Source organism: Microbacterium sp. NPDC091676, from assembly GCF_044756645.1.
In the GTDB taxonomy this organism is placed as follows: domain Bacteria; phylum Actinomycetota; class Actinomycetes; order Actinomycetales; family Microbacteriaceae; genus Microbacterium; species Microbacterium paraoxydans_D.
The window spans coordinates 497754-523453 of the sequence record NZ_JBIVTI010000002.1 but is presented as its reverse complement, the minus strand read 5'-3'; the positions used below and the strand labels follow the sequence as shown (position 1 = coordinate 523453).

Below are 25700 nucleotides of genomic sequence, written 5' to 3'. Positions count from 1 at the left end.
GGGGCCCGGCGCGGGCGTCGAGGGTCCGCGGGGGTCAGCGCTCGCCGCGGACGAGCTCCACTCCCGCCCCGGCGAACTGCCGCAAAGTGGCATCGGGGAGGAAGGCCCGAGTGAGGGCGCCGCCGATGCGGGTGAGGTCGCTCTCGTCCCGGAAGAGGAGGTACATGGTCTCGTAGCGGGGGTGGAACTTCTCCTTGAAGCGGTGCAGCGAACGGAAGCCGTAGACGGGCTCGAGCGCGTCGGCCAGACGCTCGCTCAGCGCGGCGATCACCCCCGCGTCCGGCGGGTAGTCGTGCGCGAGGGGGGCGCCGGAGAGCGACATGATCTCGGCGCCCTCCTCCGAGAACTGCTGGGCGGAGGCGCCGATCAGATACTCCATCACCGGTCCGAAGCCGCCCTCGCGGCGTCGCATGAGGTCGAGGGTCCAGCCGCGCACCACCCCGCCCTCCCCGTACACGGGCAGCCAGGACAGGAAGCCGTCGACATCGCCGTTCGGAGCGATCGCGAGGGCGAGTCGCACCTCGGGATCCTCCGCCTCCTCCAGGGTTCCCAGCGTGAACCGCATCTCCGGAAGATCCTTGTCGCCGACCCACGCCTCCGAGATCCCGCGGAGCTGCTGCCGCAGACCCCAGGTCTCCGCGGTCAGATGGGTGAGTCGGAAGGTCATCTGCTCCCGCCCTGCCCGGTTGAGGGAGGTGCGCACGGGCTGCCAGCGCTTGCCCGTGAAGGTGAGACCGGGGAGGTCGACGATCGTGTCATCGGCCACCACGAGGCTGCGCCACGTCTCCGGGACCGCCGCCCTCGTCGCCTCGTCCGCACTGAAGAAGCACGGCACGAGACCGGCGTCCTCGGCCGCGTGGATGAAGTCGCGCACCGCCGTCGCACGGGACTCCGCCGGGCCGATCGGGTCGGCGAGGGTCAGGGCCACGCCGTTGCGGCGCTGGTACGCGACGATCCCGCCGTCCACGCGGGCATAGCCGTTGCCCTCCCAGGTCGTCATCCAGGAGAGCGTGCCCCCGCCATGTGCCCGCAGTTCGCGACGGAGCTCGTCCGTCGTCGGGGCGGGCTGCCGGCCGAGTCCGGTCGAGCGGCGCGCGCGGAAGGCCCGGCGCACCGCGATGAGGTAGACCAGCACGAGCGCCCAGAGCACGCCCGTGGCGAGCGTCAGCTCGGTCTCCGCATCGATCACCGTCTCGAGCTGCGCTTCGCTCGTGAGGGTGATGAGCACGAGCACGAGGGTGGCGGCCAGCACGTTGAGCGGACCGAGGACGATGGCCACCACCCAGGCCCAGCGGCGACCGCGCCGCAGGCCGTTCGCGATGAACAGGATCACCGCGACGTCGATCGCCGTGTCGATGAAGCCGCCGGACGCCGGTTCCGTCGGGCCGAACGGACCGTCGGTCGGTACGAGGACCGTGATGATCTCGATGGCCACGAGCGTGAGCACCGCCATCACGGCGATCAGCCGCTGCTCCCGGACGGTCGTGCGCCGCACACGCAGGCTCCGGTCGACGAAGAGGATGAGCAGCACCGCGAACAGGTGCTCGAGGTCGGCCAGCTTTCCCCAGAACATCATCGCGACGAAGACGAATCCGAGGAGCACCAGCCACGCGCGCACCCGCCAGGGCGGACGGAACAGGCCGACGGCGGCGGCGATGCAGGCCATGGTCCCGCCGGACGCCCCGACGTCGAGGGCCTGCGCCTGGGTCTGCGCCCACGCCCACGGCAGCTGCGACACCAGCAGCAGGAACAGGGCGGTGGCGAAGACGGCGAAGAGCTGCCCGACCGTGAAGTAGGCGATGGCGACCCGGGTGCCGCGACGGTGCTCCAGGAAGCCCATGCCCCAGAACCCGGCGATGGTGAAGATGTACACCCAGGGTTCATTGACGAAGAACGTCCCCGTGACCGGCGTCCACCACTTGCCCTCGGCCAGGCTCGGCAGCCCGTAGGCGACGGCGGGGAAGAGGGCCGAGTCCTCGAACGGCCGCCACAGCCCCTGCCAGATCACGCCGGTGAGCAGTACGAGACCGATCATCGTCAGCGTCGCCGGCGTCGTCCGCAGGGCCCCGAACAGGAGGCGGGCCGACGAGGGGCGCTCCGAGGTCATGCGCTCAGCGTAGAGGTGGGGCCGCCGCACGGCGACCCCACCCACCGGATCACTCGGCGACGGCCTCCGCGATCGCTTCCTCCAGGTCGTTCCACTCGACGAGCTCGACCTTCTCGCCGTCGACGAAGAAGGTCGGGGTGCTGCTCACTCCCAGCCGCTCGCCGTCGCGCTTGTCCTGTTGCACGCGGGCGAGGGTCGCCGGATCGGCGACCGCGGCATCGTACGCGGCCATGTCGAGCCCGAGTTCCTCGGCGAACGCACGGAACACCTCGGGCGTCTCCGCCGACTGCTCGCCCCACTGAGCCTGCGTCTCGAACAGCCGGTGGAACATCTCCTCGTAGCGGTCCTGCTGCGCGGCGGCCTCGGCGGCGAGAGCGGCCTGGGTCGAGTTCACGTGCCCGGGCAGGGGGAAGTACCGGGTCACGTAGCGGATGTCGCCCTCGTAGGTGGCGCGCAGCTCCTCCACGATCGGGTAGAAGGCGCCGCACGCCTCGCACTCGAAGTCGAGGAACTCGACGACCGTGACGGCATCGGGGCCGCCCTCGTCGAGCACGTGGGAGTCGGTGCGGACGGTGGGCAGTTTCTCGCCGGCCTCGGGATCGGGCTGCGCGGGCTGCTGGCTGAGGGCGTAGACGATGCCGACGACGAGCAGCGCGACGGCGACGGCGACGGCGACCAGGGTCGCCTTGACGGGGGTCTTCATGGGGTCTCCAAACACGGGTGATACGACGAGGGGTGCCGCGGAGGCGGCCGGAGCCGGCGTCGGATCAGGTGCGGGAGATGGAGAGCTGGATGAGCGAGACCGCGGGCAGGAACGGGCGGGGGCCGACGCGGAACCGTGCGGTCGTCCGCGGAACGAGACCGCGGAGCCGCAGGCCGCTGCGGGTGCGCAGGTGCCGGAAGAGGAGGACGAGGGCGACGCAGCAGAGGGCTGCCGCCGCGCACGCCGCCGCGGCGGCCGGATCCGCCGGTGCGGTCTCGGCGACCGGTCCCGCCGCCGAGGCGTCGACCGGCTGCGAGACGCCCGGGGCGAGGCACAGGGTCGCATGCGCATCCGCCGACCCGTGGGAGGCCGACCACGCGCCGACGACGAGGAGGAGCGCGAGGCCGACGGCGATCACGATCCGGCTGCGCAGGATCCGCTCGGCGCGCGCTCGCGGCGTCGGAACGGGGGCGAGGGGCGGCATGTCCCGCGCAGTCTAGCAACGGGGTCTTTGCCGTCCCCCGGGGCCCGTCCGGCCCCGACATGCCTAGACTGGAGGGGTGGCGAGACTACTGATCGTCGGCGGCTTCCTCGCCGCCGTGTTCTGGGTGTACAGCATCGTCGACTGCGCCGTGCAGCCGGCGACGCGGCACCGGGGCGTGCCCAAGGCCGCCTGGGTCGCCATCGTCGTCCTCATCCCCGTCATCGGCGGGATCCTCTGGTTCGTCATCGGCCGCCGACGGGCGAACGACCAGGGCGTGCCGCGCGTCGTCGCCCCCGACGACGACCCCGCGTTCCTCCGCAGCATCAGCAAGGCGGAGCAGGATGCCCGGATCCGGCGCCTGGAGGAGGAGCTCGCGCGGCTCGACGAGGAGACCGACGAGCCGCCCGCCGCGGACCCGCGCCCGTGACCTCGTCTCCGGCGATGGAGGCCGCGGCCTCCCTGTTCGCCGATCTCGTGGCCCACGGCGTCCGTGACGTCGTGCTGTCCCCGGGGTCGCGCTCGCAGGCTCTCGCGCTCGCCGCGGCGACCTTCGCCGATGAGGGCGCGCTCCGCGTGCACGTGCGGATCGACGAACGCGTCGCCGGGTTCACCGCGCTGGGCCTCGCCAGGGAGACGCGGGTCCCCGTCGCGGTCGTGTGCACCAGTGGCACAGCCGTCGCGAACCTCCTCCCGGCGACGATGGAGGCGTTCCATTCCGGCGTCCCGCTGCTGCTGCTGACCGCGGACCGGCCTCCCGAGCTGCGGGGCGTCGGCGCGAATCAGGCCACCGTCCAGGACGGCCTCTTCCACCCCTGGGTGCGGGCGGAGATCGACGCCGCCGTCCCCGGAGACGGTGACTGGGACGGCCTCGCCGCGCGCGTGGTCGCCCTCGCGCTCGGAGCGGCGGAACCCGAATCCGGGCTTCCCGGCGTCGCCGGGCCCGTGCACCTGAACCTGCCGTCCCGCGAGCCGCTGTCGGGCGCGATGCCCGCGCGCACGCTGTCGCCGGGGGAGGCGCCGCGGCTTCCGGAGCCGGAGGCGTTCCCGCTGGAGCGCGGCCCGCGCACGGTGGTCCTCGCGGGCGCCGATGCGGGCGCCGAGGCCGAGGAGATCGCTCATGCCGGGGGGTGGCCGCTCATCGCGGAGATCGTCAGCGGCGCACGGTTCGGACGCCAGGTGGTCCACGGGTATCGCCGGCTGCTGTCCCGCGACGACCTCGGCGGGCGCATCGAGCGGGTGGTCGTGCTCGGACACCCCACGCTCAGCCGCGAGGCCGCGCGCCTGCTGTCCCGCGCCGACGTGGAGGTGATCGCGGTCCGGAAGGGCGGCGAGGAGCTGAACCTCAATCACCGCACCCGCGCCGTCGCGGCCGTCACGGTCGCCGCGGGGGAGACCGACCGGGAGTGGCTCGGCGGGTGGATGCGGGCCGCGGCCGACGAGGCCGTGGATCTCAGCGAGAACGCCCCCGACACCGAAGGACTCTCCTCCACCGACTTCGCCGCCCGTCGCGACGCCGTGCGCGCGGAACTCGACGCCGTGCGACGCCCGCTCGACCGCGAGCGCCTCGTCGATGCGGTGTGGCGGGCGACCTGGCCGCACGACCGTCTCGTCTTCGGATCGTCACGCCTCGTCCGCGTCGCCGACGAGGTGCTCGGCGGCAAGAAGGTCCCGGTGCACGCCAACCGCGGACTGGCCGGGATCGACGGCACGATCGCCACCGCCACGGGCATCGCCGTCGCGAGCCAGGCCGCCGGGGCGCCGGGCGTGACCCGCGTGCTGCTCGGCGACCTCGCGTTCCTCCACGACGTGGGGGCGCTGCTGTTCCCGGACGACGAGACGGAGCCGCGCCTCCAGGTCATCGTCGGCAACGACGGAGGCGGGACGATCTTCGACGGCCTGGAGGTGGCGGGCACCGCGCCGGCCGCACAGCTCGATCGCGTGTTCTACACCCCGCACGGTGTCCGCCTGGAGCACCTCGCGCTCGCCTACGGCTGGGAGTATCAGCGGGTCACCACGCGCACCGCTCTCGACCAGGCGCTGACGACGCCGCGCGGCGGCCGCCAGATCATCGAGGTGCCGCTGCCGCGGTGAGTGGCATCATGTGCGTATGAACGCGCACACCTGGACGCAGAACCTGCGGGTGCGGCCCGGCTTCCGCCTCGCCGAGGTCGATCCCGACGGCAAGCCCGGCTACGACCACGGCAAGTCCCGCGGCACGGCCGACCTCGAGGCCGGTCTCGAGCAGCTCAACGACCTGCAGGAGCGGCTGTTCGCCCAGAGCCGGACGGGCACCGCACAGGATGCGGTGCTGCTCGTCCTGCAGGCGATGGACTCGGCGGGCAAGGGCGGCATCGTCCGACACGTCGTCGGCGGCGTCGATCCGCAGGGCGTCGCGCTCGCCGCGTTCAAGGCGCCGACGGAGGAGGAGCGCCGGCACGACTTCCTGTGGCGCGTCGAGAAGCGGGTGCCGGAGCCCGGGTTCATCGGGGTCTTCGACCGCTCGCACTACGAAGACGTGCTCATCGGACGGGTGCGGCACCTCGCCGATCCCGCGGAGATCGAACGGCGCTATGACGCGATCAACGCGTTCGAGGAGCGCGTCGCGGCCTCCGGCGTCCGCATCGTCAAGGTCATGCTCCACATCTCGCCGGAGGAGCAGAAGGCCCGGCTGATGGAGCGCCTGGAACGCCCCGACAAGCACTGGAAGTACAACCCGGGCGACGTCGACGAGCGGATGCTGTGGCCCGAGTACATGGAGGCGTATCAGACCGTCTTCGACCGCACGTCCACGGAGGCCGCCCCCTGGTACGTCGTACCGGCGAATGCGAAGTGGTACGCGCGTCTCGCCGTGCAGGAGCTGCTGCTCGCCGCCCTGGAGGACATCGATCCGCAGTGGCCGGTCGCCGACTTCGACGTCGAGGCCGAGAAGAAGCGCCTCGCCGCGAGCTGACCGCGTGGGGGCTCAGGCCAGCGCGTCGACGAGCGGGCGGAACTTCACCCGGGTCTCGAGGAGCTCGCTCTCCGGGTCGGACCCGGCGACGATCCCGGCCCCGGCGTACGCCGTGACCGCGATCGCGTCGTCCGTCGTCGTGAACTGCGCGCACCGCAGGGCGATGGCCCACTCGCCGTTGCCGTCGGCGTCGACCCAGCCGACCGGTCCGGCGTAGCGCCCGCGGTCGAACGGCTCGAGCTCCCGGATCGCGGCGATGGCCGTCGGTGTCGGGGTGCCGGCGACGGCGGCGGTCGGATGCAGGGCGCGCACGAGATCGAGGGCCGAGCGGCCGTTCTCCAGCTCGCCTTCCACATCGGTCGCGAGGTGGAAGAGGTTGGGCAGCTTGAGCAGGAAGGGCTGCTCGCTCGCCGCGAGGGCCCTGGTGTACGGGCGGAGGGACGCGAGCACGCTCTGCACGGCGTACTGGTGCTCGTCGAGGTCCTTGGTGCTGGAGGCGAGGTGCGCGGACGCGGCGGTGTCGGCGTCGGCGTCGGCCCCGCGTCCGATCGTCCCGGCGAGCACCCGAGCGGTCACCGTCCGGTCCTGCACCGTGACGAGGGTCTCCGGGCTCGCGCCGATGAGTCCGTCGACCGCGAAGACCCAGGTGTCCGGGTATCCGGTGGCCAGCGCGCGGACGAGTCGCCGCAGGTCGGAGCCCGCGGGGATGGTGCCCTGGAGGTCGCGGGCGAGGACCACCTTGCTGAGCTCGCCGTCCGCGATGCGGGCCAGCGCTCCCCGCACGGCGTCCTGGTAGCCCTGGGGGCTCTGCTCTCCGGGGCCGACGGTGCCCGCCCAATGCGGTCCGTACTCCGCGGGCTTGACGGCACCCGGTGCACGCTCGTCGTCGGAGCGGCGGATGCGGGTCTCCCAGAAGCGGTCGCCGTGGCGGCCGAGGATCCGCGAGGGGATCGTGAGCACGCTGTCGGCGCGCGAGTCCTCGTCGAAGGCGAAGGCCCCGAACGCGACGAGTCCGGTTCCGGGGAGTCGCAGCGGGTCGGAGACCTCGGCCGCCGCCGCGAGGCCCTGCCAGAGCGCTGCGAGGGTCTCGGCGCGGGTGCGCCCCTCCTCGGCCGACGGGCGGAGCTCGGCGAACGGCTCGCCCACCGCCACGATCCCGTCGCCGCGGCGGAACCAGGCGAGCGGGCGGGCGGGGTCCGCGAAGGAGAGGAGGTCTTCGACCGGATCGATCTCTCGGGTCTCCACGACCAGGGGGGTGTGCTGCACGACTCCAGCCTATTCCGCGGGGCGTGCCCGCAGCCCGCGGACGTAGGGTGGGCGGATGAGCGATGCGCGTCCCGCAGCCGGTGCCGAGATGATCTTCCAGTGGCGCAAGTGGGATGGGTCGCCGCACTGGCGTCACGAGTGCGTGTACCTCGGCGCCGATCGCTGGGGCGACTGGGTGGGGCAGCCCGCCGGATGGCACAGCGCCCGTCCGGGGGCCGAGTTCCACGCCGCCACGCCGAACGTCACCCTCGTCCCGCCGAGCGCCGACTTCGCGCTCACCGTCAACCGCCGCCACCCCCGGGGGATGCGCGTCTACATCGACCTCGGGTGGGATGTCCGGTGGTCGGACGATCCCCTGCTCGCGACCGGGATCGACATGGACCTCGACGTCGTCCGGGTGGAGGGGGAGCGCGGCACCTGGGTCGACGATCGCGACGAATGGGCGGAGCACAGCGCCCGCTACGGCTACCCGGCCACCGTCATGCGGCATCTGGAGGAGCTGGCGCTCGACCTCGAGACGCGGGTCAGGGAACGCACGGCGCCGTTCGACGACGCCACGGCCGATCCCTGGCTGGACCGGCTCGAAGCGCTGGAGCTCGCACCTAGACTGGACGCGTGACCGCGAACGACAAGAACCGCGCCGATCTCGGCAAGGACCCCGCCCGCGTCAGCGGCATGTTCGACCAGGTCGCCGCCGGGTACGACCGCACGAACACGGCGATGACGTTCGGCAACGACGCGCTGTGGCGGGCCGCGACCACCCGCGCCGTGGCCCCGAAGCCGGGCGAGCGCATCCTCGACCTCGGCGCGGGCACGGCGTCCTCCTCCGCCTCCCTCGCCCGCAGCGGCGCGCAGGTCGTCGCGGCGGACTTCTCGCCCGGCATGCTCGCCGAGGGGCAGCGCCGCCACGGCGCGATGCGCAACCTCTCCTTCGTGCAGGCGGACGCCACCGCCCTGCCGTTCGCGGACGACGAGTTCGACGCGGTGACGATGTCCTACGCCCTGCGCAACGTGAACGACCCGAAGAAGGCGCTGCGCGAGCTCTACCGGGTGACCAAGCCGGGGGGACGGCTGGTCATCAACGAGTTCTCCACCCCGCCGGGGAAGCTCTTCCGCGGGGCCTACCGGTTCTACAACGCGCAGGTACTCCCGCGCGTGGCCCGCGTCGCCGGCACCAACGGCGACGCCTACGACTATCTGAACGAGTCGATCCGCGACTGGCCCGACCAGAAGCGGCTGTCCGAATGGATCAGGGAGGCCGGCTGGCGCGACGTCGCGTACCGCAACCTCACCTTCGGCATCGTGGCCCTGCACCGGGCCCGCAAGCCCGCGTGAGCGCGGCGCGAACGGCGGCACCCGACGCAGGTAGGCTGGGACCGTGACTTCGAGCCCCCGCGCCCCGGGTTCGCGACTGGCGAGCCGTCTCGGCTTCAGCGATCGCGTCTTCGTCGGTCCCGCCGCGCGTCGCATCGCCCGCACCATCGAGGACGGACTGGAGCTGGTGGAGACCGGGCTCGCGGACGACGTCCGCGTCGCCGATCCGCTCGCCGACGCCGCCAGCCGCTATCTGTACGAGGCGGGCGGCAAGCGCATCCGTCCCGTTCTCACGCTGCTCGCGGCCCAGCTCGGCGATGGGAACACCCGAGAGGTGATCGACGTCGCGAAGGCGCTGGAGATCACCCACCTCGGCTCGCTGTACCACGACGACGTCATGGACGGCGCCGACCGCCGCCGCGGGGTCCCGGCCGCGCAGACGGTGTGGGGCAACAACATCGCCATCCTCACCGGCGACATCCTCTTCTCGCGGGCCAGCCAGCTCATGTCGCGCCTCGGCGAGCGGGCCATCCGGCTCCAGGCCGACACGTTCGAGCGGCTCGTCCTCGGGCAGATGCACGAGACCCTCGGCCCGCAGCCGGACGACGACCCGATCGCGTTCTACATCCAGGTCCTCGCCGACAAGACCGGTTCGCTGATCGCCGCGGCCACCCAGGGCGGCGTGATCTTCTCGAACGCCCCCGCGGAGTACGAGGAGCCGCTGCGCGTCTACGGCGAGAAGATCGGCGTCGCCTTCCAGCTCCTCGACGACGTGATCGACCTGTCTGCCAAGCCCGAGGAGACCGGAAAGGTCCCGGGCACCGACCTGCGCGCGGGGGTCCCGACCATGCCGTACCTCCTGCTCAAGGCGGAAGACGACGACGCCGCGGCCGATCTCGCCGCCCGCATCGACGACGGCGTGGCCCTCATCGCCGACGGCGCCGACCCCGCGATCCTCGACGGCCCCCTGGACGAGCTCCGCGACCACGCCGTCACCCAGAAGACCCTCGAGCTCGCCCACGCGTGGACGCAGGAGGCGATCGACGCCCTCACCGCACTTCCGCGCGGCACCGTGCGCGAAGCGCTCACCCGATTCGCCGAGACCCTCGCCGAGCGCTCCAGCTGACACCGCGCGGGCCCCGGGCCCGGGTGTCTGCCGCGACGGCACACGAAAGGACCTCCATGACCAAGCTGAGACTGGCCATCGTCGGCGCCGGCCCCGCGGGCATCTACGCCGCGGACATCCTGCTGAAGGCCGAGCGCAAGTTCGACGTGTCCATCGACCTGTTCGAGCAGCTCCCCGCGCCCTACGGGCTCGTCCGGTACGGCGTCGCCCCCGACCATCCCCGCATCAAGGGCATCATCACCGCCCTGCGCGACGTGCTCGACCGCGGCGACATCCGCCTCTTCGGCAATGTCCGCTTCGGTGAGGACATCACGCTCGACGACCTCAAGAAGCACTACAACGCGGTCATCTTCGCCACCGGAGCGATACGCGACACGTCGCTCGACATCCCCGGCATCGACGCGCTGGGCTCGTACGGCGCCGCCGACTACGTGAGCTGGTTCGACGGCCACCCCGACGTGCCGCGCGAGTGGCCGCTGGACGCCGCGTCGGTGGCCGTCCTCGGCAACGGCAACGTCGCCCTCGACGTCTCCCGCATGCTCGCGAAGCACGCGGAGGACCTCCTCGTCACCGAGGTCCCCGAGAACGTGTACGAGGGACTCAAGGCGAGCGCCGTGACCGACGTGCACGTGTTCGGCCGCCGGGGACCGGCTCAGGTGAAGTTCACGCCGCTGGAGCTCCGCGAGCTGGGGGAGCTGCGCGACGTCGACATGGTCGTCTACGACGAGGACTTCGACTACGACGAGGCCTCGAAGGACGCGGTCGCGAGCAACAAGCAGGTCATGGTCATCGACCGCATCCTGCAGTCGTGGCGCAAGCGCGACTCCGTCAACAACGCCGGCGGCACCGCCTCGCGCCGACTGCACCTGCACTTCTGGGCTCGCCCGGTCGAGGTCCGCACCGACGAGAACGGCCGTGTCGCGGCTCTCGTGTACGAGCGCACCCAGCCGGACGGCCAGGGTGGTGCGGTCGGCACCGGAGAGCTGCGCGAGGTGCCCGTGCAGGCGCTGTATCGCGCGATCGGCTACTTCGGCTCGCCGCTGCCCGGCGTCCCCTTCGACAAGAAGCACGGCGTCATCCCGAACCACGAGGGCCAGGTGCTCGCGAAGGACTCCAACGACCGCGTCCCCGGCGTGTACGCCACGGGGTGGATCAAGCGCGGCCCGGTCGGCCTCATCGGCCACACGAAGTCCGACGCCATGGAGACCGTCCGTCACCTCATCAACGACCAGGGCTCGTGGTGGCACCCGGAGGACCCCTCCGAGGAGGCCATCCCGGCGCTGCTCGCCGAGCGCGGCGTCGCCTGGACCGACCTGGACGGCTGGCACCGCCTCGACGAGCACGAGATCGGCCTCGGCGCCCCGCAGGACCGGGCACGCGTGAAGGTCGTCCCGCGCGACGAGATGGTGCGCGTCTCCCGCGGCGAGTGAGTCGTCTCGGCGCCGGGGCGTGCTCCCGGCGCCGGGTCCCCGCAGCCCTAGGCTGAGGCCATGCGACCTCGTGCACTCCTGGCCCTCGGCGCCGTGGCCGTGCTCCTGCTGTCCGGTTGTGCGCCGGAACCCGAGGTGAAGCCGACCAGGACGCCGTCGGCCGCGGTCACGCCCGCGGCCACCCCCGCGTCGGAGGCGCCGACGCCCGCCTTCGACGTGGACTGCGCCGATGTCGACGCGGCCATGTCGAATGCGCTCGGAGCGGCCGGCGGTGACGTCGCCGAGGTCCTCGGTGTCTGGTCCTCCCCGAGCTGGTACCCCGGACCCGCGCAGCACATGTTCCAGCGAGCCGGCGGGATCGCGTGTTCGGCGGGGACGACGGAGCGCAACTGGGAGGTCACGATCCTCCCGGATGCGGACGAGGTCACCACGGGGGCGGAGTCCCGCGGCGGATACTTCGGTGAGGAGGCGCGCTGCGAAGGCGGTGGGTACTGCTTCTTCCAGATCGTCGACGGGGACGTGCTCGTCTCGGCCGCGGTCGTCGACCCGGAGCGCGGTCCGGACGACACCGCGCCGCTCGAGGAAGAGCTGCGCGGCCTCGCTGCCGCCGCGGCCGCCTCGCTGCGCCCCGTGGAGGTGCCGGAGAGCGCTGTCGCCGGGGTGGACTGCACGCGCTTCCTCACGGCCACCGAGCTCGCGGAGCGGGTCGGCGCCGAGGTGCACGTCGTCGACGGCTTCGGCGGCTGGTCCATCCCCGCCGAGGTGTACCAGGAGCGCAACGGCTCCCGCATCTGCTACTACGCCTCGGCCGAGGACGAGTACGCGGGACAGGGATACCTCACCCTCACCACGCTTCCCGGCGGAGCCTGGGCCTTCGACCGGCTGGACGGCGAGGACGCCGTCGACGTCGAGGGGGCGGACGCCGCCGTGACCGGCGTCGACGAGCTCGGCCGGTCGGTGCTCGACCTCCGGGTGGGGCAGGACTGGCTGCGTCTCACCACGTTCGAGGGGTCCGGGATCGACGACCTCGCCCCCATCGGCGCCGCCATCGCGGACGACTTCTCCGTGGCCCGCCCCGGCGGCGAATGACCGCCGTGGGCTAGCCTGGGCACGAGGGGGAGGACGCATGGCCGAGTGGATCCCGGATGTGCTCGGAGACGAGTTCGCCCAGCTCACCCTCGACCTCGGCAGTGACGAGCAGGGTCCGGTCGTGGCCACTCTCGTCCGAGCACTGCCGGACCCGGTCCCGTGGTGGGAGCGCGCCCGGCGCCGTCGCCCGCTGCTGGAGGGCGTGGACGTGCTCTACATCCACGGCTGGTCGGACTACTTCTTCCAGAAGCGGTTGGCCCGATTCTGGACCGCTCGCGGCGCCCGCTTCTTCGCCCTCGACCTGCGCAAGTACGGGCGCAGCCTGCGCGAGGGCCAGACGCCGGGCTACATCACCGACCTGTCCACCTACGACGAGGACATCGCCGCGGCGCTGGACGCGATGGGGCGCGGCGAGGGTGGCGAGGAGAGCGGGCGACGCCTGATCCTGCTCGGACACTCGACCGGCGGGCTGACGCTGAGCCTGTGGGCGTCCCGGCATCCCGGTGCGGCCGATGCCCTCATCCTGAACAGCCCCTGGCTCGAGTTCCAGTTCGCCCCCGTGCGCGCCGCGATCGCTCCGATGGTGGAGTTCCAGGCGCGGATCCGACCGCTCGACGTCGCCCCGCAGGTCGACCTCGGCTACTACACCCGGGCGCAGCAGGAGGTGGCCGACCCCGACGACCCGATGGAGGTCAACACCGCCTGGCGTCCCGTGCAGACGATGGCCGTGTACGCCGGGTGGCTCAACGCGATCCTCACCGGGCACAAGGCCGTCGCCGCCGGCCTGGACATCGCCGCGCCGGTCTGCGTCCTGCTGTCGAAGCGGTTCGTGCCGCCGACCCGGTGGTCGGACGAGCTGACCTCCGCCGACTCGGTCCTCGTCGTCGACGACATCGCCCGGGCGGCCCTGCGGCTCGGCTCCTCCGTGACCGTCGAACGGATCGACGGCGCCCTGCACGACGTCTTCCTGTCCCGGCATGAAGCCCGGGAGGACGCGTATCGCCGCCTGCACCGCTGGGTCGTCGGCTGGCGCGCCGCTCAGACGTAGTACATCGCGCGTGCGAGGCGCTCCGCCTCGTCGCCGTCACCGGTGCGCACGGCCTCGGCGAAGTCGGCGTACACCTGTCGCATCCGCTCGCGGTCGCCCGGGCGCACCACCCAGGCGCGCAGGTTCCGGGTCACCGCGACGGCGACATCGTCGATGAGCATCCGGTGCTGACGGTTTCCGCTGTGGTCGGCGAGGTAGGCGAAGACCGCCCATCGCGCCCGCGCCGTCGACGCGCCGTCGGTGAGCGCGTCCTGCATCCGCGCGATGAGTTCCTGCGCCCGCTCGCGTTGCACGGCACTGAGTCGGGGCACCGCCATCCGGGCCGTGATGCCGCCCTGGTAGCCGGCGAACTCCAGCGATTCGGCCACCACCTGCGGCGTGACCATCGTCACCTCCGTGTACCGGCTCGGGTACATCGTCACCAGCCCCAGCCGCTCCAAGCGCTGCAGCGCTTCGCGCACCGGCGTCCGTGAGACGTGGAGCTCGTCCGCCACGTCGACGTCCCGGATCCGGTCGCCTTCGGCGAACTCTCCCTCCGTGATCAGCCGCCCGATGTGGTGGAACACCTCATCCGCCAGCAACTGCTTGTTCTCTCCGATGCTCTTCGACTCGATCTGCGCCATGGCCCAGCCCCCGGTGGTTCTTGGTCTGCGACCGACGTCCACTCCCGGGCGATGAGGGGAGCGACGGCCGCAGGATTGCCGTCCTGCCTCCTCGGGGGGCCGATCCGCGTGGGGGCGCGCAGCGGGCGGGGAGGCCTGTCATGAACCCGGGACCCGTCGGCGTGCGACGTCGGCAGACCCCAGGCCGACGCGAGCTCCGGGGGCCCGTGCCGCTCCCTCCCCTGAGCCGGCCTGGCATCCTCGAAGCGCATCCGCCGCGGCGATCGGGCGTCGGGCGGGGATGGCGTCGGAGTCGTGACGAGTCACGACCGCTTCCAGTCTCGACGAAGAACACCGATATCTCGGTATGCGTTGACCGGGGAAAAGAAAGGGCTCGGGATCACTCCCGAGCCCTGGCCTCCGACGCGAGTGGCGTCAGCGGTAGTTGATGAACAGTGCCCGATTGGTTGGTGATCGTTGCTGGCTAACGTGTCCGCTGGGATTCCGCGGGATTGGGCGTTGGCAGTGGCTGGCCGATGATGGTCAGATCGGCATGTTTTGCGGACTCCGTGCGGACTGAATCGCATTATTCATGAAAGCCGTCGACGCCTGAACGAACCTCGTGGCTGGCTCCATGTATCGCGGCTCGGCGCAGACAGCGGCGCGACCCCCAAGGGACGGTCCGTCCCGAAGCGCTCTGCGAGCGCGGCTGAAAGCATGATTTCATGCGCCGTGATGCCAATGAACGCTGCGACCTTCTCTAGCTCTGCTGTCGTGAAGGGGTATGCGCCGGACATACGGCCGTAGATCGTTGGTCTGGTCAGGCCTAGGACATTTACGAGTTCGCTGGGCTTCTTTTTCGCCCGAGCTAGCTCGGCCCTGACGGCTCCTGCCACCGCGGATTGGAAGGTCTGGTCGCCCATCTGGTCGAGAGTAGCGGGACGGCAAACAAACAGTGTGGAGAGCGACCAGAGATAGGATCTGTGTCCCATGGAGCTTGTCTACGAGCGGCTGCCAGCGCCAGCGGACGAGGAATCTGAATGGTTGTACTGGGACCCGCCTCGGAAGCGCTGGCATCGGGTCATCCTTCTCACGGTCCCCGAGTCGCCTACGCGAGTGCGCATCCAACATCTCGACGCCGACACGCGTGGGAAAGCAGAGTGGGTGCCGGCCAGACGATGCAAGGTGCCATGGAGTCTGCGTGATGCGTTTGATGCGACGAAGGCCGCGTGGACCCGGTTGGCCTCACATGATCCCGAAGCCTCATATCGCCGCGCTGCGGAGTTTGTCACCCTTGAGCTCCTTGAGGAGTCGATCGCGACTCCTGCTCTCCGCTCGGCCGCCCTCGAAATCTCCAACCTCGACGGACTCAGCGCAGCGACAGGTATCGCCACGCGCGAGCTTTCCGGCCACCCCGACACCATCGTCGAGGGCGGTGTCACCCACGTGCCCTGGCCCACCGTCGCTCGTGTTGTACAGGAGCTTTGCCGGCGTTACCCGGACGCAATCACGAGCTACGTCTCGCAGCGCGAGCGGGAGGAGCACGAGCTCAGTATTCGTCGTCAGGCAGAGGGTGGAGCTTGGTACGACGACGAGACCTTCGCAGATGATCGGTTTGCCAAGAGGGTCAAACGGTGGGCGCGGGAAGATCAAGCCATGCGGCGGATTCTGATGCAGTGGGCGGACGTCGACATGCCGGGCATCGCGAGCCGCTACGCGGAACTGCGTGACCGCCACATCGAACTCACGCTGGCCATTCTCCCTGCCCTCGACCAACTCTCCCGAATTCGCTCTCGAAAATCTGACCTCATCGCCTCTGAGATTCGATCGATCATCGTTCAGCCATTGCCTTGATGGGCTATTACACACGCGCGCTCACAGACGAGCACCGAACGCTTAAGCGGCAGAGGCCGCCATCGCGACGAGGGCCTGCAATATGCTGGGCGGATGCTCAGGGCCATCGGTGCAGTATTGGATCGCGTGTGGCCCCATGCGGTAGCAATCGTGGGGGCCCTAGTCTTAGCGCTCAGCCCCTTGTTTCTTGATCACCTCAGGACTTGGGGCGCCCACATCGGCGCTGACGACTGGATCGCCGCCGCAGTACTTGTGCTTGCGTCTGTCGCCGCGGGCGGCGGCGTGATCTTCGGCGCGTGGCGCTACGAGCGTGCCACGGTGCAGGGTCAAGCGGAGCTCATGGTAGCCGTCCGGTCGTCCTTGGTGCCGGCCGCTAACCACTTCATTCGCCTCCCGCGCCCGGTGACTGACGCGATGTTCGAGGACGCAATAACTGAACTCACGGCGCGTTGTCAATTGTTTGCCAAGAAGGACAACGATAGTCCGGATGCGAATGTCTACCTCCTGGAGAGAGGGCGGCTGGTCCGAGTCAACCGCTCAGCCGGTAATGCCAGGGCGGTATTCGAGACGATCGCCCGGGGGCGGCCGGCAGACGTCGTCGCCGAGGAACGGCAGGTTATCGAGCGCGTGAAGGGAGGAGTGGCAGCGATCTGTACTGACGTGCGGTCGAAGAAGCACCGTCGCGAGCTTCGACTTGCGGACGTCGAACGAAGCTACCGCTCATTCATCTCGCTTCCAATCCTTCGCGAGGATGGATCACCGCTAGGGATGATCTCGCTCAACAGCAGTCGTAAGAGAGGACTGGGCGAGTTGCACGTCCGGTATCTCACCAGCATCGCTGTGCTGGTCGCGGCGCTTGAAGCCGCGCGAGCATCTTGAAATGTAGGTCGATGTCGGTACTGTGCGGCATGATGGTAGGAGGAGGAATGACGATGAGTGCAGGTAACTACACCAAGCATGATCGCGATCGCTTCGACGAGCTTGAGCGAGAGTTCCGAATCATCCGTGACGACGAGGCTCGTCGTGTTCATGAGAACCCCTGGGGGCACCTTAAAACGGCCGCGACTCGGATCGGCTTTCAGCCGAACCCGCGGGACTAAGGCACGTTCACTGCCGCGACTGGTAGCACCCGGAACAGGGTCGCTACTACTCTGCCTGTATGACCCCCAAGACGGTGCTACATCTCGTCGGCCCCGAAGAGGTACACGAGCGCAAGGTTGACCGTTTCGACCCGGACGAGCCGCAGTACCGGAAGGTCGACGGTACCCGAGTAGAGGTCTATCACTTCAAAGGGCGAACGCAAGACGGAAGATTGATCTACGAGCTAGTCGGCATGGAGGAACGAGTAGTTCCGAGCGTCCGATCATCGTCTTAGCTCGCATCACGGGCGTTTTCGGCGCTGGGCATCCCGCCGACGTGGTGGCGTTAGCTGGCTTCGAACAGCACGGCCAAAGGCGTTTTGAAAGCTGTCCCCCCTCTGCGGGGAGGCAGAGAGGGGACCGAGCCAGTATGCCGGTCTGACTGCGCTCGAGGCAATGATCGCTGTTGTCCTGATGCTGATGTCGCTCCCGCGGCTTACACTCGACAGGCACGCCGACCCGGAGAACGCGAACATGTCCGACATCGTTGACACACTGCTCGCGCTCGCTGAGGCCCAAGCCCGGATCATCGCGAGATTGGATCTGAGGATTCAGTCGCTTGAACGCAGGCGGCCGTAACTAGTTCTCCTGGTGGTCGGAGGCTGCGGCGGGGCCGCCACCGGACACGCCTCGCTTCCGACCCCCGCTCTCTCGGAGCTTGTCGATGCCGACAGCCGCGACCACGAAGGCCACCATGCCGAAAGCGGTGAACACCACGAACAGAGTGACCCCACTTGTTGATGCTCCGACGTCACCTCTCATGTCATCGATGATCGCCACGATGGCGGATAACACCGACACAATCGCTAGTACCCACTGAGCTGCGGTCAGGATCGGGCCTGCCGGCAGGATGTTCTTGCTCAGCAGCAGGTGCGTCACCATCGCCCCGAGCGCGAGGAATGACGCGAAGATGCCTGCGTAGGTTGCAACGAAACTGAAGTCCACGAGGTTCACGACGGGAAGTGCTCAGAGAGCTCGTCGAGGATCTCGATCGCTCGTCTGATAGAGGACTCATTGCGGGCAAGCGCGAACGCTACTTCATGCTCGTGGATGACATCGTGGTCGTCCTGAGTTGCGTTGATTTCACCGCGCGCCGCCATCATTTGTTGGTTGGTTGACATGGTGTACTCGAGCAACGACTCGAGTTCCGCGCGGGTCGGGTGTGTGGCAAGCAGGTGCCCGACCCCCGGCGTCTCGGGTTTGAGGATTCCCGCTGTTCCGACCGTGACAGCGGCATACATATCGACGTTCCGTGGACTCGCCGATCCTTGACTCATCGCAGCGATCCGATTAGCGACTTCGCTGCGGATCTGGGTCAGCTCCTCAAAGAGAAACTGCAGATCTACGAGTTCGGTTGGATACTCGAACTGCTCGGGTAGTGGCATAGCTCCTCGAATCCTCGTCGGTAGTGGTTTCAACGTAGCGGGTCGCATGGAGTGACGTCTCTCCGTGCGGCTATCGAATTGATAGACCCACACGGAGAGACGTCATCTCAGGCGGTGGTGCCGTCGACGATGATGCCGCGCGCGGTGAGCGCAGTAATCAGCGACGCAAGGGCTGCGTTTCCACCGCGCGATCCGGCGACCGTCGGGGTTGCGACCGTATCCAGGTCGAGGCGGGAGGACGCCGTATCGGCCAAGCTCCGGGCGCCGAGAGAGTTGTCCCGGTAGGTGTTTCCAACGAGCATGACTCGCGTGATGGGAGCCGAGCTCGTGGTTTGGAAGCCGTACCTCTGGCTCACACCCTCCGACGTGTTCCCGAGATAACGGATGTTCGTCGAAGCGAGCTGCGGGTTGATGATGCAACCGGCGTAGCTTCCCGGGTTGCCGGTCCCGTTGTCGCGGATCGTGCAGCCGATGATGGCGAGGTCATCGACGCCGGAGCGCACATGGAATCCGTGCTGACTGTTGCCCTCAATCGTCACGCCCTGGAACTTGATGCCTCGTGAGATCGCGGTCCAGTCAATGAAGACGCCGGGGCCGATGTTGTTTCGGATGACTCCGCCGGTCATGGTGAAGTCTCGCGCCGCGCGGAGGTTGAGCCCGCCGCCGAAGTTGACGCTGTCCACCCCGTTTCCCTCGATGGTGCAGCCCATCAGATCGATCCCGCCTTGATTCACGGTGGGCGTGTATGCGAACGCGACGAGGAAACCGAAGTGCCCGTTGCCGGAGAAGGTGCACGAGACAAACTTGATGTTCTCGCACACCACGCTGCCGGTGTTCGGTTCGATGTCTACGCCCGCTCGCGGGTTGGTTCCCGACGTGGTGCGGAACGTGCATCCGATCGCGGTGAGCCCCGAAACGTGGCTCACCGACATGCCCTGCCTGTTGTTGCCGTATGAGTGCACGTTGATGAGCGTGATGTTCTTCGACGCCCCGCCTTGGTGGCCGATGTAGATGCCGTCGCCGTTGCAGTTGAATACCTCGACGTCGCGCAGGGTGATGCGCTGAGCGTTCGGTGCGATGTAGAAGCCATGCTGGTGTTCTGACGAAGCGAACAGTGCGCGTTGCCCGTCGACGCGTAGCCCGTCGATCGTCACGTCTGAGACGCCGGCGATCACGAAGGCGCTCGAGGCCAGCGCGGCCGACTTTCGAATCGTCGCACGGTTGCCGTACACCCGGGTGCCGGTCGGCACTGTGATCGCGACACCAAGCAGGAGAGTGCTTCCTGCTTCGAGCGTCACGGACGCCCCGAACGCGGCGGCCCTATTGAGCAGGGCTTGAAGCGCCGGGCCGTCATCTGCTGCACCATCGCCCACAACGCCGTATGCCGAGGCATACAGCGTCGTACCGTACCGTTCATCTGCCGCACGCTGCGCCGCGGATGGCGTCGTGGAGTTCAGGAACCCCGCCATCGCCTGATCGTTCTCCTCCGTCGAAAGAGATGCCAGAAGAACGGGCGTTGGAAGCCGGTAGTCCGAGTCGTCAACGGCTACAAGTCTGTTGACCATATGCAGGTACTCCAATCATGAGTCTGTCGGGAGAAATGAAACGGGCCCGTGTCACCGACATCTGACACGGGCCCTGAAAGGGGGGCGGGGCTAGGACCGAACACCACCACGCGACCACGCCTGGGAGGACCGGTCGTAGCTGTTGATGCGCGAATCCGCCTCAATACCCATACGGCCAACCAACTGATCGTTCACGTCACGAATGACAAGCTCAGCCGGCATGCGCGGCGTAGAGGATGCCGCGGCCCCCGTCAGACCGACAAGGTTCGAGAACGAGAACTCCGGACGGAACGACTCCGCACCAACAGCGAACTGCTCCATCAACGACTGACCGCCATCGAACACGGCAGCCCAGCCCTGGCCCGAGAACGGGCCACGGAGAGCGGGCGAATGGGGGAAGAACCCCTGCGCCCAACTCAGCACGCCACCAATCGCGTCACCGACACTCCCGATCATCGAACGGATTCCGTCTATAAACCCCTGCAGAAGTGCGCGGCCGGAACTGACCAGCCACGACCCAGCGCCCGCAAACAGGTTCTGAATGTGGCGTGGCAGCCCTGAGAAGATAGCCACCACGCGACTCACGCCACTGCTGAACACCGACGTCAACGTCGCCCAAATCCGCGAAGCCGTACCGCCGATGTTCGCCGCCGCCGAGTTGAAGAAAGACGTGACCCGCGACCAGCCAGCAGTCCAGGTAGATGCCACCTGCGACACCAACCCCATGAGGAAGTTAAGGGCCGGCGCCAACCACTCGTTGATCCCGCGAGCGACATCGATGATCGGCCCATGCGTGCCCTCGACCTGCCTTCCCCAGTCCTCGAGAGTTTTGTTGCCGTTCAGGAACAGCAGCAGGTTCACCACGAACGCCGTCAACTCCGCAAGACCCTGAATCAACGGCACAAGAACCGGGATGAGCATCTGAAGCGCCTGCGTGAGGATCGGCAAAATGTCCACGGCCAGTTCGATCAACGGAGGCAGGAGCGGAAGCAACGCCACCAGCAGCTCTACCAGCGGCGGGGCCAGTTGCGAGATCGCGTCCACCAGGACGTCGGCGAGCAGCGGCACAACCTCAGCGAGTTGGTCACCGAGCCGCGCGAGCAAGTCCGCCACCACTGGCCCGACCGTTGTCCCCAACTCTTGCAGCACAGCGCCGAGAGGCTTGAACGTCTCACCGAGCCCGAGAAGCGAAGACTGCAAGGCGTCGGACTCGATCACCAGGCCAGCGATCAAACCGATCACGGCGCCCACGGGCCCAGAGACCACCGGAAGGAACCGGCCGATGATCGGTAGAGCGGCCACCATCGGAGCCATCGCGCCGGCAAGCGCCGTGAAGACCGGTGTGAGCCCCTCCATTCCAGAGAAGGTGCCCTTGAGCTCAGAGAACCCCGACACCATCCGATCGAGAGTGTTCAACACCGAATCGGAGAACTGGAAGTCGATGCCATCCAGCGTCCACTGCAACTTCTCCACGACCGGCTGCACCCGAGCGGTGATCCCATCCGCGATCGTCGTCAGTTCACCGAAGAAGTCCCTAGCGAGCCCCAGAGCAGGGCCAGCGAACGCCTCCCCGAGCCGACTGAGTGCGGCGCCGAGGTTGGCGAGCGACCCACGCGTCGTGTTGCCTGACTCCAGAGCGGCGCCGCCGATGTTGTCCTCGATCGCCTTACGGAACGTGGCCGCGTCGATCTCACCCCGAGACACCATCTTCTGAAGCTCGTCCGCGGTGACCCCATACTCCTTCTGTAGCCACTGCATGATCGGAATACCCCGCTCCGTCAGACGATTCAGGTTCTCCATCCCCGCGTAACCCTTAGAGGTCACCTGGTTGATGATGTCGCCCATCTCACCCATCGACGTGCCAGCAATCGTCGCCGCATCCGCCGTCAACCGCAGATACCGCTCCAACTCCTGACCAGGCTTGATACCCGCAGCAACCGCAGAAGCCGCAGTCGTCGCCGCAGCATCCAAACCAAACGCCGTGCCCTTCACCGAAGCAAGAGCGTCCTGCATGATCGCCTCAACGGCCTTCGTGTCATGCCCCAGACCCTTGAGCTTCGCCGTCGCATCCTCAATGTTCAGAGCACGCGAGATGCCCCCACCGATAGCGATCGCCCCGACCGTGCCGGCAAGCAACCCCACACCGCCCACGATCTTCCCCACACCGCTCCGCAAAGACGCGAAGAAGCCCGTAGAACGCTTCTCAGCGGCCGAAAACGACTGCTGTGCCTCCTTGTCCACCGCCTTCGAAAAACCCGTCCCAGAAGGCAGCAGGCTCACATAGGCAACACCGATTTCTTGTGCCACTACGGCACCTCCAAACAGCCCGAAGGCCATGCAGAGGGTTAGGCGACATCCCCTGTTGAATTACGAAGGGCGCCCCGACCGATGAGGTCGAGACGCCCTGTCCGGCTCAATCGCCGCTACTGCTTCGTTTCCTGCAAGAACGTACGCAGGACCCCGTGGACAGCCAGCCGGTGCCGCTTATCCCGCGCAACGATCGAATCGACCGTCGCCGCCATCACCCCAGGCAACAGCGCAAGCACACGAGCAAACCGGTCCAAGGGGATCTCCCTCTGCAGAACCGACTCCCGCTCAGACGGCTCCGCCAGGATCACCATCGCGGACACCCGCCGCGCCAAATCCAGATCATCCACGCGAGTCACCCCCAAGCCGCCGCGCCATCCGATCAACGGGATGCTCCGGCGACGACGGCTTCACCAGACCCTTCACGAACACGACCAGCAGGCCGATGATCACAATTGACACTGCAATCGCGCCGATCCAACTAACGATTTCCCAAGGGTTCATCGCTCCAACTCCTTCTCATCAATGACTTTGCGGGGCGGGGAGTCCCTCCCGCCCCCTTCACGGCCCTCCCAGAGGTTAGGGCCGTTCTCTCCCCGCCGTTTTTTTCCACACGCCCCCGGGCGGCCTTGTATGGCCTCGGTAACGCCCGAACTGGGGGGTGAGCCCGCGGAGCGTTTCTGGCGCTGGTGGCCGCTCGGGCGCCGCGTCCGAACAGGAACGCTGCAATTCCGGGCTTTATCGGTAACACGGGGCCCGCCGGTCTCGTCCCCCTGTAACGCTTCCTAGCGCACGACGCGATCTAAGCGCCTGACCGGAAAAGACCCCAGCAGCACTCGCTCTGGGGTCTTTTCGCGCCGCCACCATCGACACGCAACCACCCAGCGGCAACCCTGACGCGCTCCGTGTGTGAAAAGGCCCTAACCTCTCGGGGTGGCCTTGGGTGGGGGCGGGAGGGGGTGTGGCCCCGTCGCCATGACTGGTTTGTCGGTGCCTCGCGATAACTTCTCGGCCAACCGCCTATGCGCTCCTGCAAACGGCAACCAAGGAAAGGAACCGATGATGACCATCACCACCGCAAAGAACCAGGCACGCATGATCGCTCAGGCGATCAACGGCAGCAGCTCTTCGCTTCAGACATTGGGCAACATCGGGACCGACCCTCACCCTGAGCGGCTTCTCGCCGTTGCGGTGGCCCACGCCGGCAATGCAATCGAGGCCCTGATCAAGGTGGTTGACGACCTCGAAAGCGAGGTCGCCTACCTGCGTTCGCGAGTTCGCTGACGGGCACCCGACGCGGTAACCCCCGGCCTGAGCACCGACCTGTGCCCCGTTAGGCGATCGGCCCTTCATGTACCGGTCGCAGGCGTGCTTCGGGGAGCTGATAGGACATGGCGCGCTGTAGTTCGTTCTGCACGTTGTCGGTCCACCTGTGGAGGTCGTACAGGTCGCTGATGGTGGTGGCCATGTCGGGGTTCGCGCTCGTATAGGAGGTGACGGCGTCGTCCCATCCCTTGCTGATGGCGGTGTCGAGGATGGCTTTCGCGAGAGCCCGGTCTCCGACGTCGAGCGCGCGGGACATAGCATCGCGGGCGTCGTGTGCGGTCTTGAGTGTTGCTGCTCGGTCGTGGGCGTCACGGAAGGCGATGACGTCCCCGTCCATGGCGGTTCCGGTGATCTGTCGGCGGAGGCTCTGACGGGTGTTCTCGAGCGCGGCGGTTTCACGGCTGCTGAGCTCGGTGAGCTTGGCGCGGTACTCGGGCTCGCGGCGGTCCAGTTCGGCGCGCTTGCCGGCCATCGAGAGCTTGTCGTTGGCGTTGAGGGCGTCGACTTCTGTGGCGAAGTCGCTGCGGATCTTGGAGGCGGTGTCGCGGAGGTTGTTGAGTTCGTTGTTCAGATTGGTCAGGGCCATGGTGTCTCCTTAGTTGTTCTGATTGGTTGCAGCATCCGCGATGTCTGTGGCGATGCGGATTGCGTCTGATGTAGGGATCACGAGTTTCGGTAGCCGGCCGACGATGATCGCGATCCCTGGTTCTGTTGCGCCGGTCGGGTTTCGGAGGACGGCCGGCGTGACTGCTGCTTCGTGGCCGTCGTTGATGTTCTGTTGGTATCTGTGTGGTGCGGAGTAGAAGCGGGTCATGTGTCGTCCTGGGGGACGTAGAGTCCTTCGGCGGCTCGCTTCATGCCCTCGGGTTCGTAGAGCTCTGGTTCGGTCTTGTTGAGGCCGGCTGGGTCTCTGAGCCCGGTTGTGGGGTCGTCCTCGTTGGTGTTCATTGGTTTCTCCTTTCGAAGCGCGGTGGTCCAGTCGCGCGTGGGCTGTCTGTGTCCCGAGGCTTCGAGTTGTGAGTAGTAGCGGCTCAGTTCGCGGGCGAATGCGAGTGGGTCGTCCCAGGCGTTGCTTAGTGCTCGGAAGTTGAGTGGCTTTGGGGCTGATGTGCCCATCGGGTTCTCCCTTCTTTGAGTTGCGGTCCGGACGCGTCGGGTCAGTTCATGCGGCTTCTCCGGTCAGGACGTTGTCGGGGATCATCCCGCCATCGGCCCACTTTTTGCCGCGCTCGGTTAGTTCCGCGTAGGCGGGCGTTCCGAACTCGGGACCGGTGTAGTCGTCGTTCCTGCCAACGTTCGAGTAGAAGCGGCCGATGAGCTCGCGAGCGTCGTCGGAGCTCAGTACGCGCCATTCGGCTTGAGTGCGGTCACTTGGCGTTTTGCCTGTGAGGTGAATGTAGAGGTCGGAGAGAAGCCACCATTGAGCTTCTGTTATCCCCAGGTTGCTGAACTCGAATGCGTCGTTTTCGACGCTAAGAGTCTTCTTCAATGGATCTTCTTGTAGTGGTTCTTCTTCCCCAGTCACCGTGACACCACCCCACCGGTCACCCTGAAAGGGGGGTACTGTCACCGTGGAACCACCCCAGTCACTGTGACTGCCATTCGAAACGTCATCATGCGGTTCGGGCGGCAAGTTATCCACAGGGTCGTCCTCGACGAACTTGACCGGTGGGCGCTTCGGCAACGCGACCTGATAGAGGTTCGAGTCGTTCCGTGAATCGCCGATCATCCGCCGCGTCACAGTCACGAGACCTTTATCGACCAAGCGCTTGCGGGTACGGCGAACCGTGCTCTCCGACATCCGCGCTTCCTTGGCCAGCAGGCTGACGCTCGGGAAGCAGATCCCCTTCGAGTTCGCGCGGCTCAGCATCGCGATGTACAGCAGCAATTCGTTGCCGTCGAGGTCACTCTCCCTGATCAGCCAGTGCGGGAGCTTCGTGAACAGATCGGTCATCGTCACCTCCCTTTGCCCGCTGCCGGCTGGCTGCGTTCCGCTCGCGTGCTT

28 protein-coding genes are annotated in these 25700 nt (G+C 67.9%); 12 read left to right on the top strand and 16 right to left on the bottom strand.

Annotated elements, in window-relative coordinates:
• Positions 1 to 34: 34 nt before the first annotated feature.
• From ACIQID_RS15755 to ACIQID_RS15745, 3 genes are all read right to left on the bottom strand, one after another.
• A complete protein-coding gene (locus ACIQID_RS15755) occupies positions 35 to 2107 on the bottom strand; it encodes a bifunctional lysylphosphatidylglycerol flippase/synthetase MprF (protein WP_400286822.1) in 2073 nt (690 codons plus the stop codon).
• Between the two features lie 49 nt (positions 2108 to 2156).
• A complete protein-coding gene (locus ACIQID_RS15750) occupies positions 2157 to 2810 on the bottom strand; it encodes a DsbA family protein (RefSeq protein WP_400286819.1) in 654 nt (217 codons plus the stop codon).
• 64 nt (positions 2811 to 2874) lie between these two features.
• On the bottom strand, positions 2875 to 3294 hold the full coding sequence (locus ACIQID_RS15745) for a hypothetical protein (protein ID WP_400286816.1): 420 nt from the start codon (positions 3292 to 3294) through the stop codon (positions 2875 to 2877).
• Positions 3295 to 3370: 76 nt separating this feature from the next.
• Here ACIQID_RS15745 and ACIQID_RS15740 point away from each other — a divergent pair, with 76 nt between their 5' ends.
• The 3 genes from ACIQID_RS15740 to ACIQID_RS15730 are packed head-to-tail and all read left to right on the top strand — an operon-like array spanning position 3371 to position 6244.
• A complete protein-coding gene (locus tag ACIQID_RS15740; RefSeq protein ID WP_136052640.1) occupies positions 3371 to 3721 on the top strand; it encodes a PLD nuclease N-terminal domain-containing protein in 351 nt (116 codons plus the stop codon).
• A 14-nt stretch (positions 3722 to 3735) separates the two neighbouring features.
• The gene (gene menD / locus ACIQID_RS15735) at positions 3736 to 5385 is read left to right on the top strand and encodes a 2-succinyl-5-enolpyruvyl-6-hydroxy-3-cyclohexene-1-carboxylic-acid synthase (RefSeq protein WP_400287136.1); all 1650 of its coding nucleotides are present in this window, start codon (positions 3736 to 3738) and stop codon (positions 5383 to 5385) included.
• Between the two features lie 16 nt (positions 5386 to 5401).
• On the top strand, positions 5402 to 6244 hold the full coding sequence (locus tag ACIQID_RS15730) for a polyphosphate kinase 2 family protein (RefSeq protein WP_312675682.1): 843 nt from the start codon (positions 5402 to 5404) through the stop codon (positions 6242 to 6244).
• A 12-nt stretch (positions 6245 to 6256) separates the two neighbouring features.
• Here the strand turns inward: ACIQID_RS15730 and ACIQID_RS15725 are convergent, their stop codons facing one another.
• The gene (locus ACIQID_RS15725; protein ID WP_400286812.1) at positions 6257 to 7510 is read right to left on the bottom strand and encodes an isochorismate synthase MenF; all 1254 of its coding nucleotides are present in this window, start codon (positions 7508 to 7510) and stop codon (positions 6257 to 6259) included.
• Between the two features lie 55 nt (positions 7511 to 7565).
• Here ACIQID_RS15725 and ACIQID_RS15720 point away from each other — a divergent pair, with 55 nt between their 5' ends.
• Genes ACIQID_RS15720 through ACIQID_RS15695 form a run of 6 tightly spaced genes read left to right on the top strand, consistent with a single transcriptional unit; the run spans position 7566 to position 13517 of the window.
• The gene (locus ACIQID_RS15720; protein ID WP_400286809.1) at positions 7566 to 8129 is read left to right on the top strand and encodes a hypothetical protein; all 564 of its coding nucleotides are present in this window, start codon (positions 7566 to 7568) and stop codon (positions 8127 to 8129) included.
• Positions 8126 to 8845, top strand: a complete 720-nt coding sequence (locus ACIQID_RS15715) for a class I SAM-dependent methyltransferase (RefSeq protein ID WP_259955222.1) — start codon at positions 8126 to 8128, stop codon at positions 8843 to 8845. Before ACIQID_RS15720 ends, ACIQID_RS15715 begins: the two co-directional genes overlap by 4 nt.
• 43 nt (positions 8846 to 8888) lie before the next feature.
• Positions 8889 to 9950, top strand: coding sequence for a polyprenyl synthetase family protein (locus ACIQID_RS15710; RefSeq protein ID WP_312675675.1), 1062 nt, complete (start codon positions 8889 to 8891; stop codon positions 9948 to 9950).
• Positions 9951 to 10006: 56 nt separating this feature from the next.
• Positions 10007 to 11380, top strand: a complete 1374-nt coding sequence (locus ACIQID_RS15705) for an FAD-dependent oxidoreductase (protein ID WP_400286804.1) — start codon at positions 10007 to 10009, stop codon at positions 11378 to 11380.
• A 60-nt stretch (positions 11381 to 11440) separates the two neighbouring features.
• Complete coding sequence (locus ACIQID_RS15700; RefSeq protein ID WP_312675673.1) at positions 11441 to 12469, top strand: hypothetical protein; 1029 nt, start codon at positions 11441 to 11443, stop codon at positions 12467 to 12469.
• Positions 12470 to 12506: 37 nt separating this feature from the next.
• Complete coding sequence (locus tag ACIQID_RS15695) at positions 12507 to 13517, top strand: alpha/beta hydrolase (protein WP_312675671.1); 1011 nt, start codon at positions 12507 to 12509, stop codon at positions 13515 to 13517.
• Here ACIQID_RS15695 and ACIQID_RS15690 read toward each other — a convergent pair.
• Entirely contained in the window at positions 13508 to 14140 is a 633-nt protein-coding gene (locus tag ACIQID_RS15690; RefSeq protein WP_312675669.1) for a GntR family transcriptional regulator, read from the bottom strand. The two genes, ACIQID_RS15695 and ACIQID_RS15690, sit on opposite strands and share 10 nt — an antisense overlap.
• 569 nt (positions 14141 to 14709) lie before the next feature.
• Complete coding sequence (locus ACIQID_RS15685) at positions 14710 to 15042, bottom strand: helix-turn-helix domain-containing protein (RefSeq protein ID WP_400286799.1); 333 nt, start codon at positions 15040 to 15042, stop codon at positions 14710 to 14712.
• 67 nt (positions 15043 to 15109) lie between these two features.
• On the opposite strand from ACIQID_RS15685, the gene ACIQID_RS15680 reads away from it, so the two are divergent.
• Together ACIQID_RS15680 and ACIQID_RS15675 are read left to right on the top strand one after the other, a co-directional pair.
• Entirely contained in the window at positions 15110 to 15973 is an 864-nt protein-coding gene (locus tag ACIQID_RS15680) for a hypothetical protein (protein WP_400286796.1), read from the top strand.
• A 93-nt stretch (positions 15974 to 16066) separates the two neighbouring features.
• Positions 16067 to 16852 (top strand): GAF domain-containing protein, encoded by a 786-nt coding sequence (locus ACIQID_RS15675; RefSeq protein ID WP_400286793.1) that lies wholly within the window; start codon positions 16067 to 16069, stop codon positions 16850 to 16852.
• Positions 16853 to 17691: 839 nt separating this feature from the next.
• Here the strand turns inward: ACIQID_RS15675 and ACIQID_RS15670 are convergent.
• The 6 genes from ACIQID_RS15670 to ACIQID_RS15645 all read right to left on the bottom strand — a co-directional run bounded on the left by ACIQID_RS15670 (position 17692) and on the right by ACIQID_RS15645 (position 22873).
• On the bottom strand, positions 17692 to 18066 hold the full coding sequence (locus tag ACIQID_RS15670; RefSeq protein WP_400286790.1) for a hypothetical protein: 375 nt from the start codon (positions 18064 to 18066) through the stop codon (positions 17692 to 17694).
• Positions 18063 to 18497, bottom strand: coding sequence for a hypothetical protein (locus ACIQID_RS15665; RefSeq protein ID WP_400286787.1), 435 nt, complete (start codon positions 18495 to 18497; stop codon positions 18063 to 18065). Before ACIQID_RS15665 ends, ACIQID_RS15670 begins: the two co-directional genes overlap by 4 nt.
• 107 nt (positions 18498 to 18604) lie before the next feature.
• The gene (locus ACIQID_RS15660; protein ID WP_400286784.1) at positions 18605 to 20077 is read right to left on the bottom strand and encodes a right-handed parallel beta-helix repeat-containing protein; all 1473 of its coding nucleotides are present in this window, start codon (positions 20075 to 20077) and stop codon (positions 18605 to 18607) included.
• A gap of 75 nt (positions 20078 to 20152) precedes the next feature.
• Positions 20153 to 22369, bottom strand: a complete 2217-nt coding sequence (locus tag ACIQID_RS15655) for a tape measure protein (protein ID WP_400286781.1) — start codon at positions 22367 to 22369, stop codon at positions 20153 to 20155.
• A 116-nt stretch (positions 22370 to 22485) separates the two neighbouring features.
• Positions 22486 to 22719, bottom strand: coding sequence for a hypothetical protein (locus tag ACIQID_RS15650; protein WP_144881133.1), 234 nt, complete (start codon positions 22717 to 22719; stop codon positions 22486 to 22488).
• A complete protein-coding gene (locus ACIQID_RS15645) occupies positions 22712 to 22873 on the bottom strand; it encodes a hypothetical protein (protein ID WP_288873033.1) in 162 nt (53 codons plus the stop codon). Before ACIQID_RS15645 ends, ACIQID_RS15650 begins: the two co-directional genes overlap by 8 nt.
• A 558-nt stretch (positions 22874 to 23431) precedes the next feature.
• Here ACIQID_RS15645 and ACIQID_RS15640 point away from each other — a divergent pair.
• Positions 23432 to 23653 carry a hypothetical protein gene (locus ACIQID_RS15640; protein ID WP_400286777.1) on the top strand — a complete coding sequence of 74 codons (222 nt, stop codon included), beginning with the start codon at positions 23432 to 23434 and terminating at the stop codon, positions 23651 to 23653.
• A gap of 49 nt (positions 23654 to 23702) precedes the next feature.
• Here ACIQID_RS15640 and ACIQID_RS15635 read toward each other — a convergent pair whose 3' ends face one another.
• From ACIQID_RS15635 to ACIQID_RS15620, 4 genes are all read right to left on the bottom strand, one after another.
• Complete coding sequence (locus ACIQID_RS15635; protein WP_400286774.1) at positions 23703 to 24281, bottom strand: hypothetical protein; 579 nt, start codon at positions 24279 to 24281, stop codon at positions 23703 to 23705.
• Between the two features lie 9 nt (positions 24282 to 24290).
• Positions 24291 to 24509, bottom strand: coding sequence for a hypothetical protein (locus ACIQID_RS15630; RefSeq protein WP_400286771.1), 219 nt, complete (start codon positions 24507 to 24509; stop codon positions 24291 to 24293).
• On the bottom strand, positions 24506 to 24643 hold the full coding sequence (locus ACIQID_RS15625) for a hypothetical protein (RefSeq protein ID WP_400286768.1): 138 nt from the start codon (positions 24641 to 24643) through the stop codon (positions 24506 to 24508). The genes ACIQID_RS15630 and ACIQID_RS15625 overlap by 4 nt, the downstream gene beginning before the upstream one ends.
• A gap of 214 nt (positions 24644 to 24857) precedes the next feature.
• A complete protein-coding gene (locus ACIQID_RS15620) occupies positions 24858 to 25649 on the bottom strand; it encodes a helix-turn-helix domain-containing protein (protein WP_400286765.1) in 792 nt (263 codons plus the stop codon).
• Positions 25650 to 25700: the final 51 nt, after the last annotated feature.

What these genes read in the sequence shown, in the direction of transcription:
- ACIQID_RS15755 (WP_400286822.1), bottom strand. Translation starts at nt 2,107, where the DNA reads ATGACCTCGGAGCGCCCCTCGTCGGCCCGCCTCCTGTTCGGGGCCCTG.
- ACIQID_RS15750 (WP_400286819.1), bottom strand. Translation starts at nt 2,810, where the DNA reads ATGAAGACCCCCGTCAAGGCGACCCTGGTCGCCGTCGCCGTCGCCGTC.
- ACIQID_RS15745 (WP_400286816.1), bottom strand. Translation starts at nt 3,294, where the DNA reads ATGCCGCCCCTCGCCCCCGTTCCGACGCCGCGAGCGCGCGCCGAGCGG.
- menD (WP_400287136.1), top strand. Translation starts at nt 3,736, where the DNA reads ATGGAGGCCGCGGCCTCCCTGTTCGCCGATCTCGTGGCCCACGGCGTC.
- ACIQID_RS15730 (WP_312675682.1), top strand. Translation starts at nt 5,402, where the DNA reads ATGAACGCGCACACCTGGACGCAGAACCTGCGGGTGCGGCCCGGCTTC.
- ACIQID_RS15720 (WP_400286809.1), top strand. Translation starts at nt 7,566, where the DNA reads ATGAGCGATGCGCGTCCCGCAGCCGGTGCCGAGATGATCTTCCAGTGG.
- ACIQID_RS15705 (WP_400286804.1), top strand. Translation starts at nt 10,007, where the DNA reads ATGACCAAGCTGAGACTGGCCATCGTCGGCGCCGGCCCCGCGGGCATC.
- ACIQID_RS15700 (WP_312675673.1), top strand. Translation starts at nt 11,441, where the DNA reads ATGCGACCTCGTGCACTCCTGGCCCTCGGCGCCGTGGCCGTGCTCCTG.
- ACIQID_RS15695 (WP_312675671.1), top strand. Translation starts at nt 12,507, where the DNA reads ATGGCCGAGTGGATCCCGGATGTGCTCGGAGACGAGTTCGCCCAGCTC.
- ACIQID_RS15690 (WP_312675669.1), bottom strand. Translation starts at nt 14,140, where the DNA reads ATGGCGCAGATCGAGTCGAAGAGCATCGGAGAGAACAAGCAGTTGCTG.
- ACIQID_RS15685 (WP_400286799.1), bottom strand. Translation starts at nt 15,042, where the DNA reads ATGGGCGACCAGACCTTCCAATCCGCGGTGGCAGGAGCCGTCAGGGCC.
- ACIQID_RS15680 (WP_400286796.1), top strand. Translation starts at nt 15,110, where the DNA reads ATGGAGCTTGTCTACGAGCGGCTGCCAGCGCCAGCGGACGAGGAATCT.
- ACIQID_RS15675 (WP_400286793.1), top strand. Translation starts at nt 16,067, where the DNA reads ATGCTCAGGGCCATCGGTGCAGTATTGGATCGCGTGTGGCCCCATGCG.
- ACIQID_RS15665 (WP_400286787.1), bottom strand. Translation starts at nt 18,497, where the DNA reads ATGCCACTACCCGAGCAGTTCGAGTATCCAACCGAACTCGTAGATCTG.
- ACIQID_RS15645 (WP_288873033.1), bottom strand. Translation starts at nt 22,873, where the DNA reads ATGAACCCTTGGGAAATCGTTAGTTGGATCGGCGCGATTGCAGTGTCA.
- ACIQID_RS15640 (WP_400286777.1), top strand. Translation starts at nt 23,432, where the DNA reads ATGACCATCACCACCGCAAAGAACCAGGCACGCATGATCGCTCAGGCG.
- ACIQID_RS15635 (WP_400286774.1), bottom strand. Translation starts at nt 24,281, where the DNA reads ATGGCCCTGACCAATCTGAACAACGAACTCAACAACCTCCGCGACACC.
- ACIQID_RS15630 (WP_400286771.1), bottom strand. Translation starts at nt 24,509, where the DNA reads ATGACCCGCTTCTACTCCGCACCACACAGATACCAACAGAACATCAAC.
- ACIQID_RS15625 (WP_400286768.1), bottom strand. Translation starts at nt 24,643, where the DNA reads ATGAACACCAACGAGGACGACCCCACAACCGGGCTCAGAGACCCAGCC.
- ACIQID_RS15620 (WP_400286765.1), bottom strand. Translation starts at nt 25,649, where the DNA reads ATGACCGATCTGTTCACGAAGCTCCCGCACTGGCTGATCAGGGAGAGT.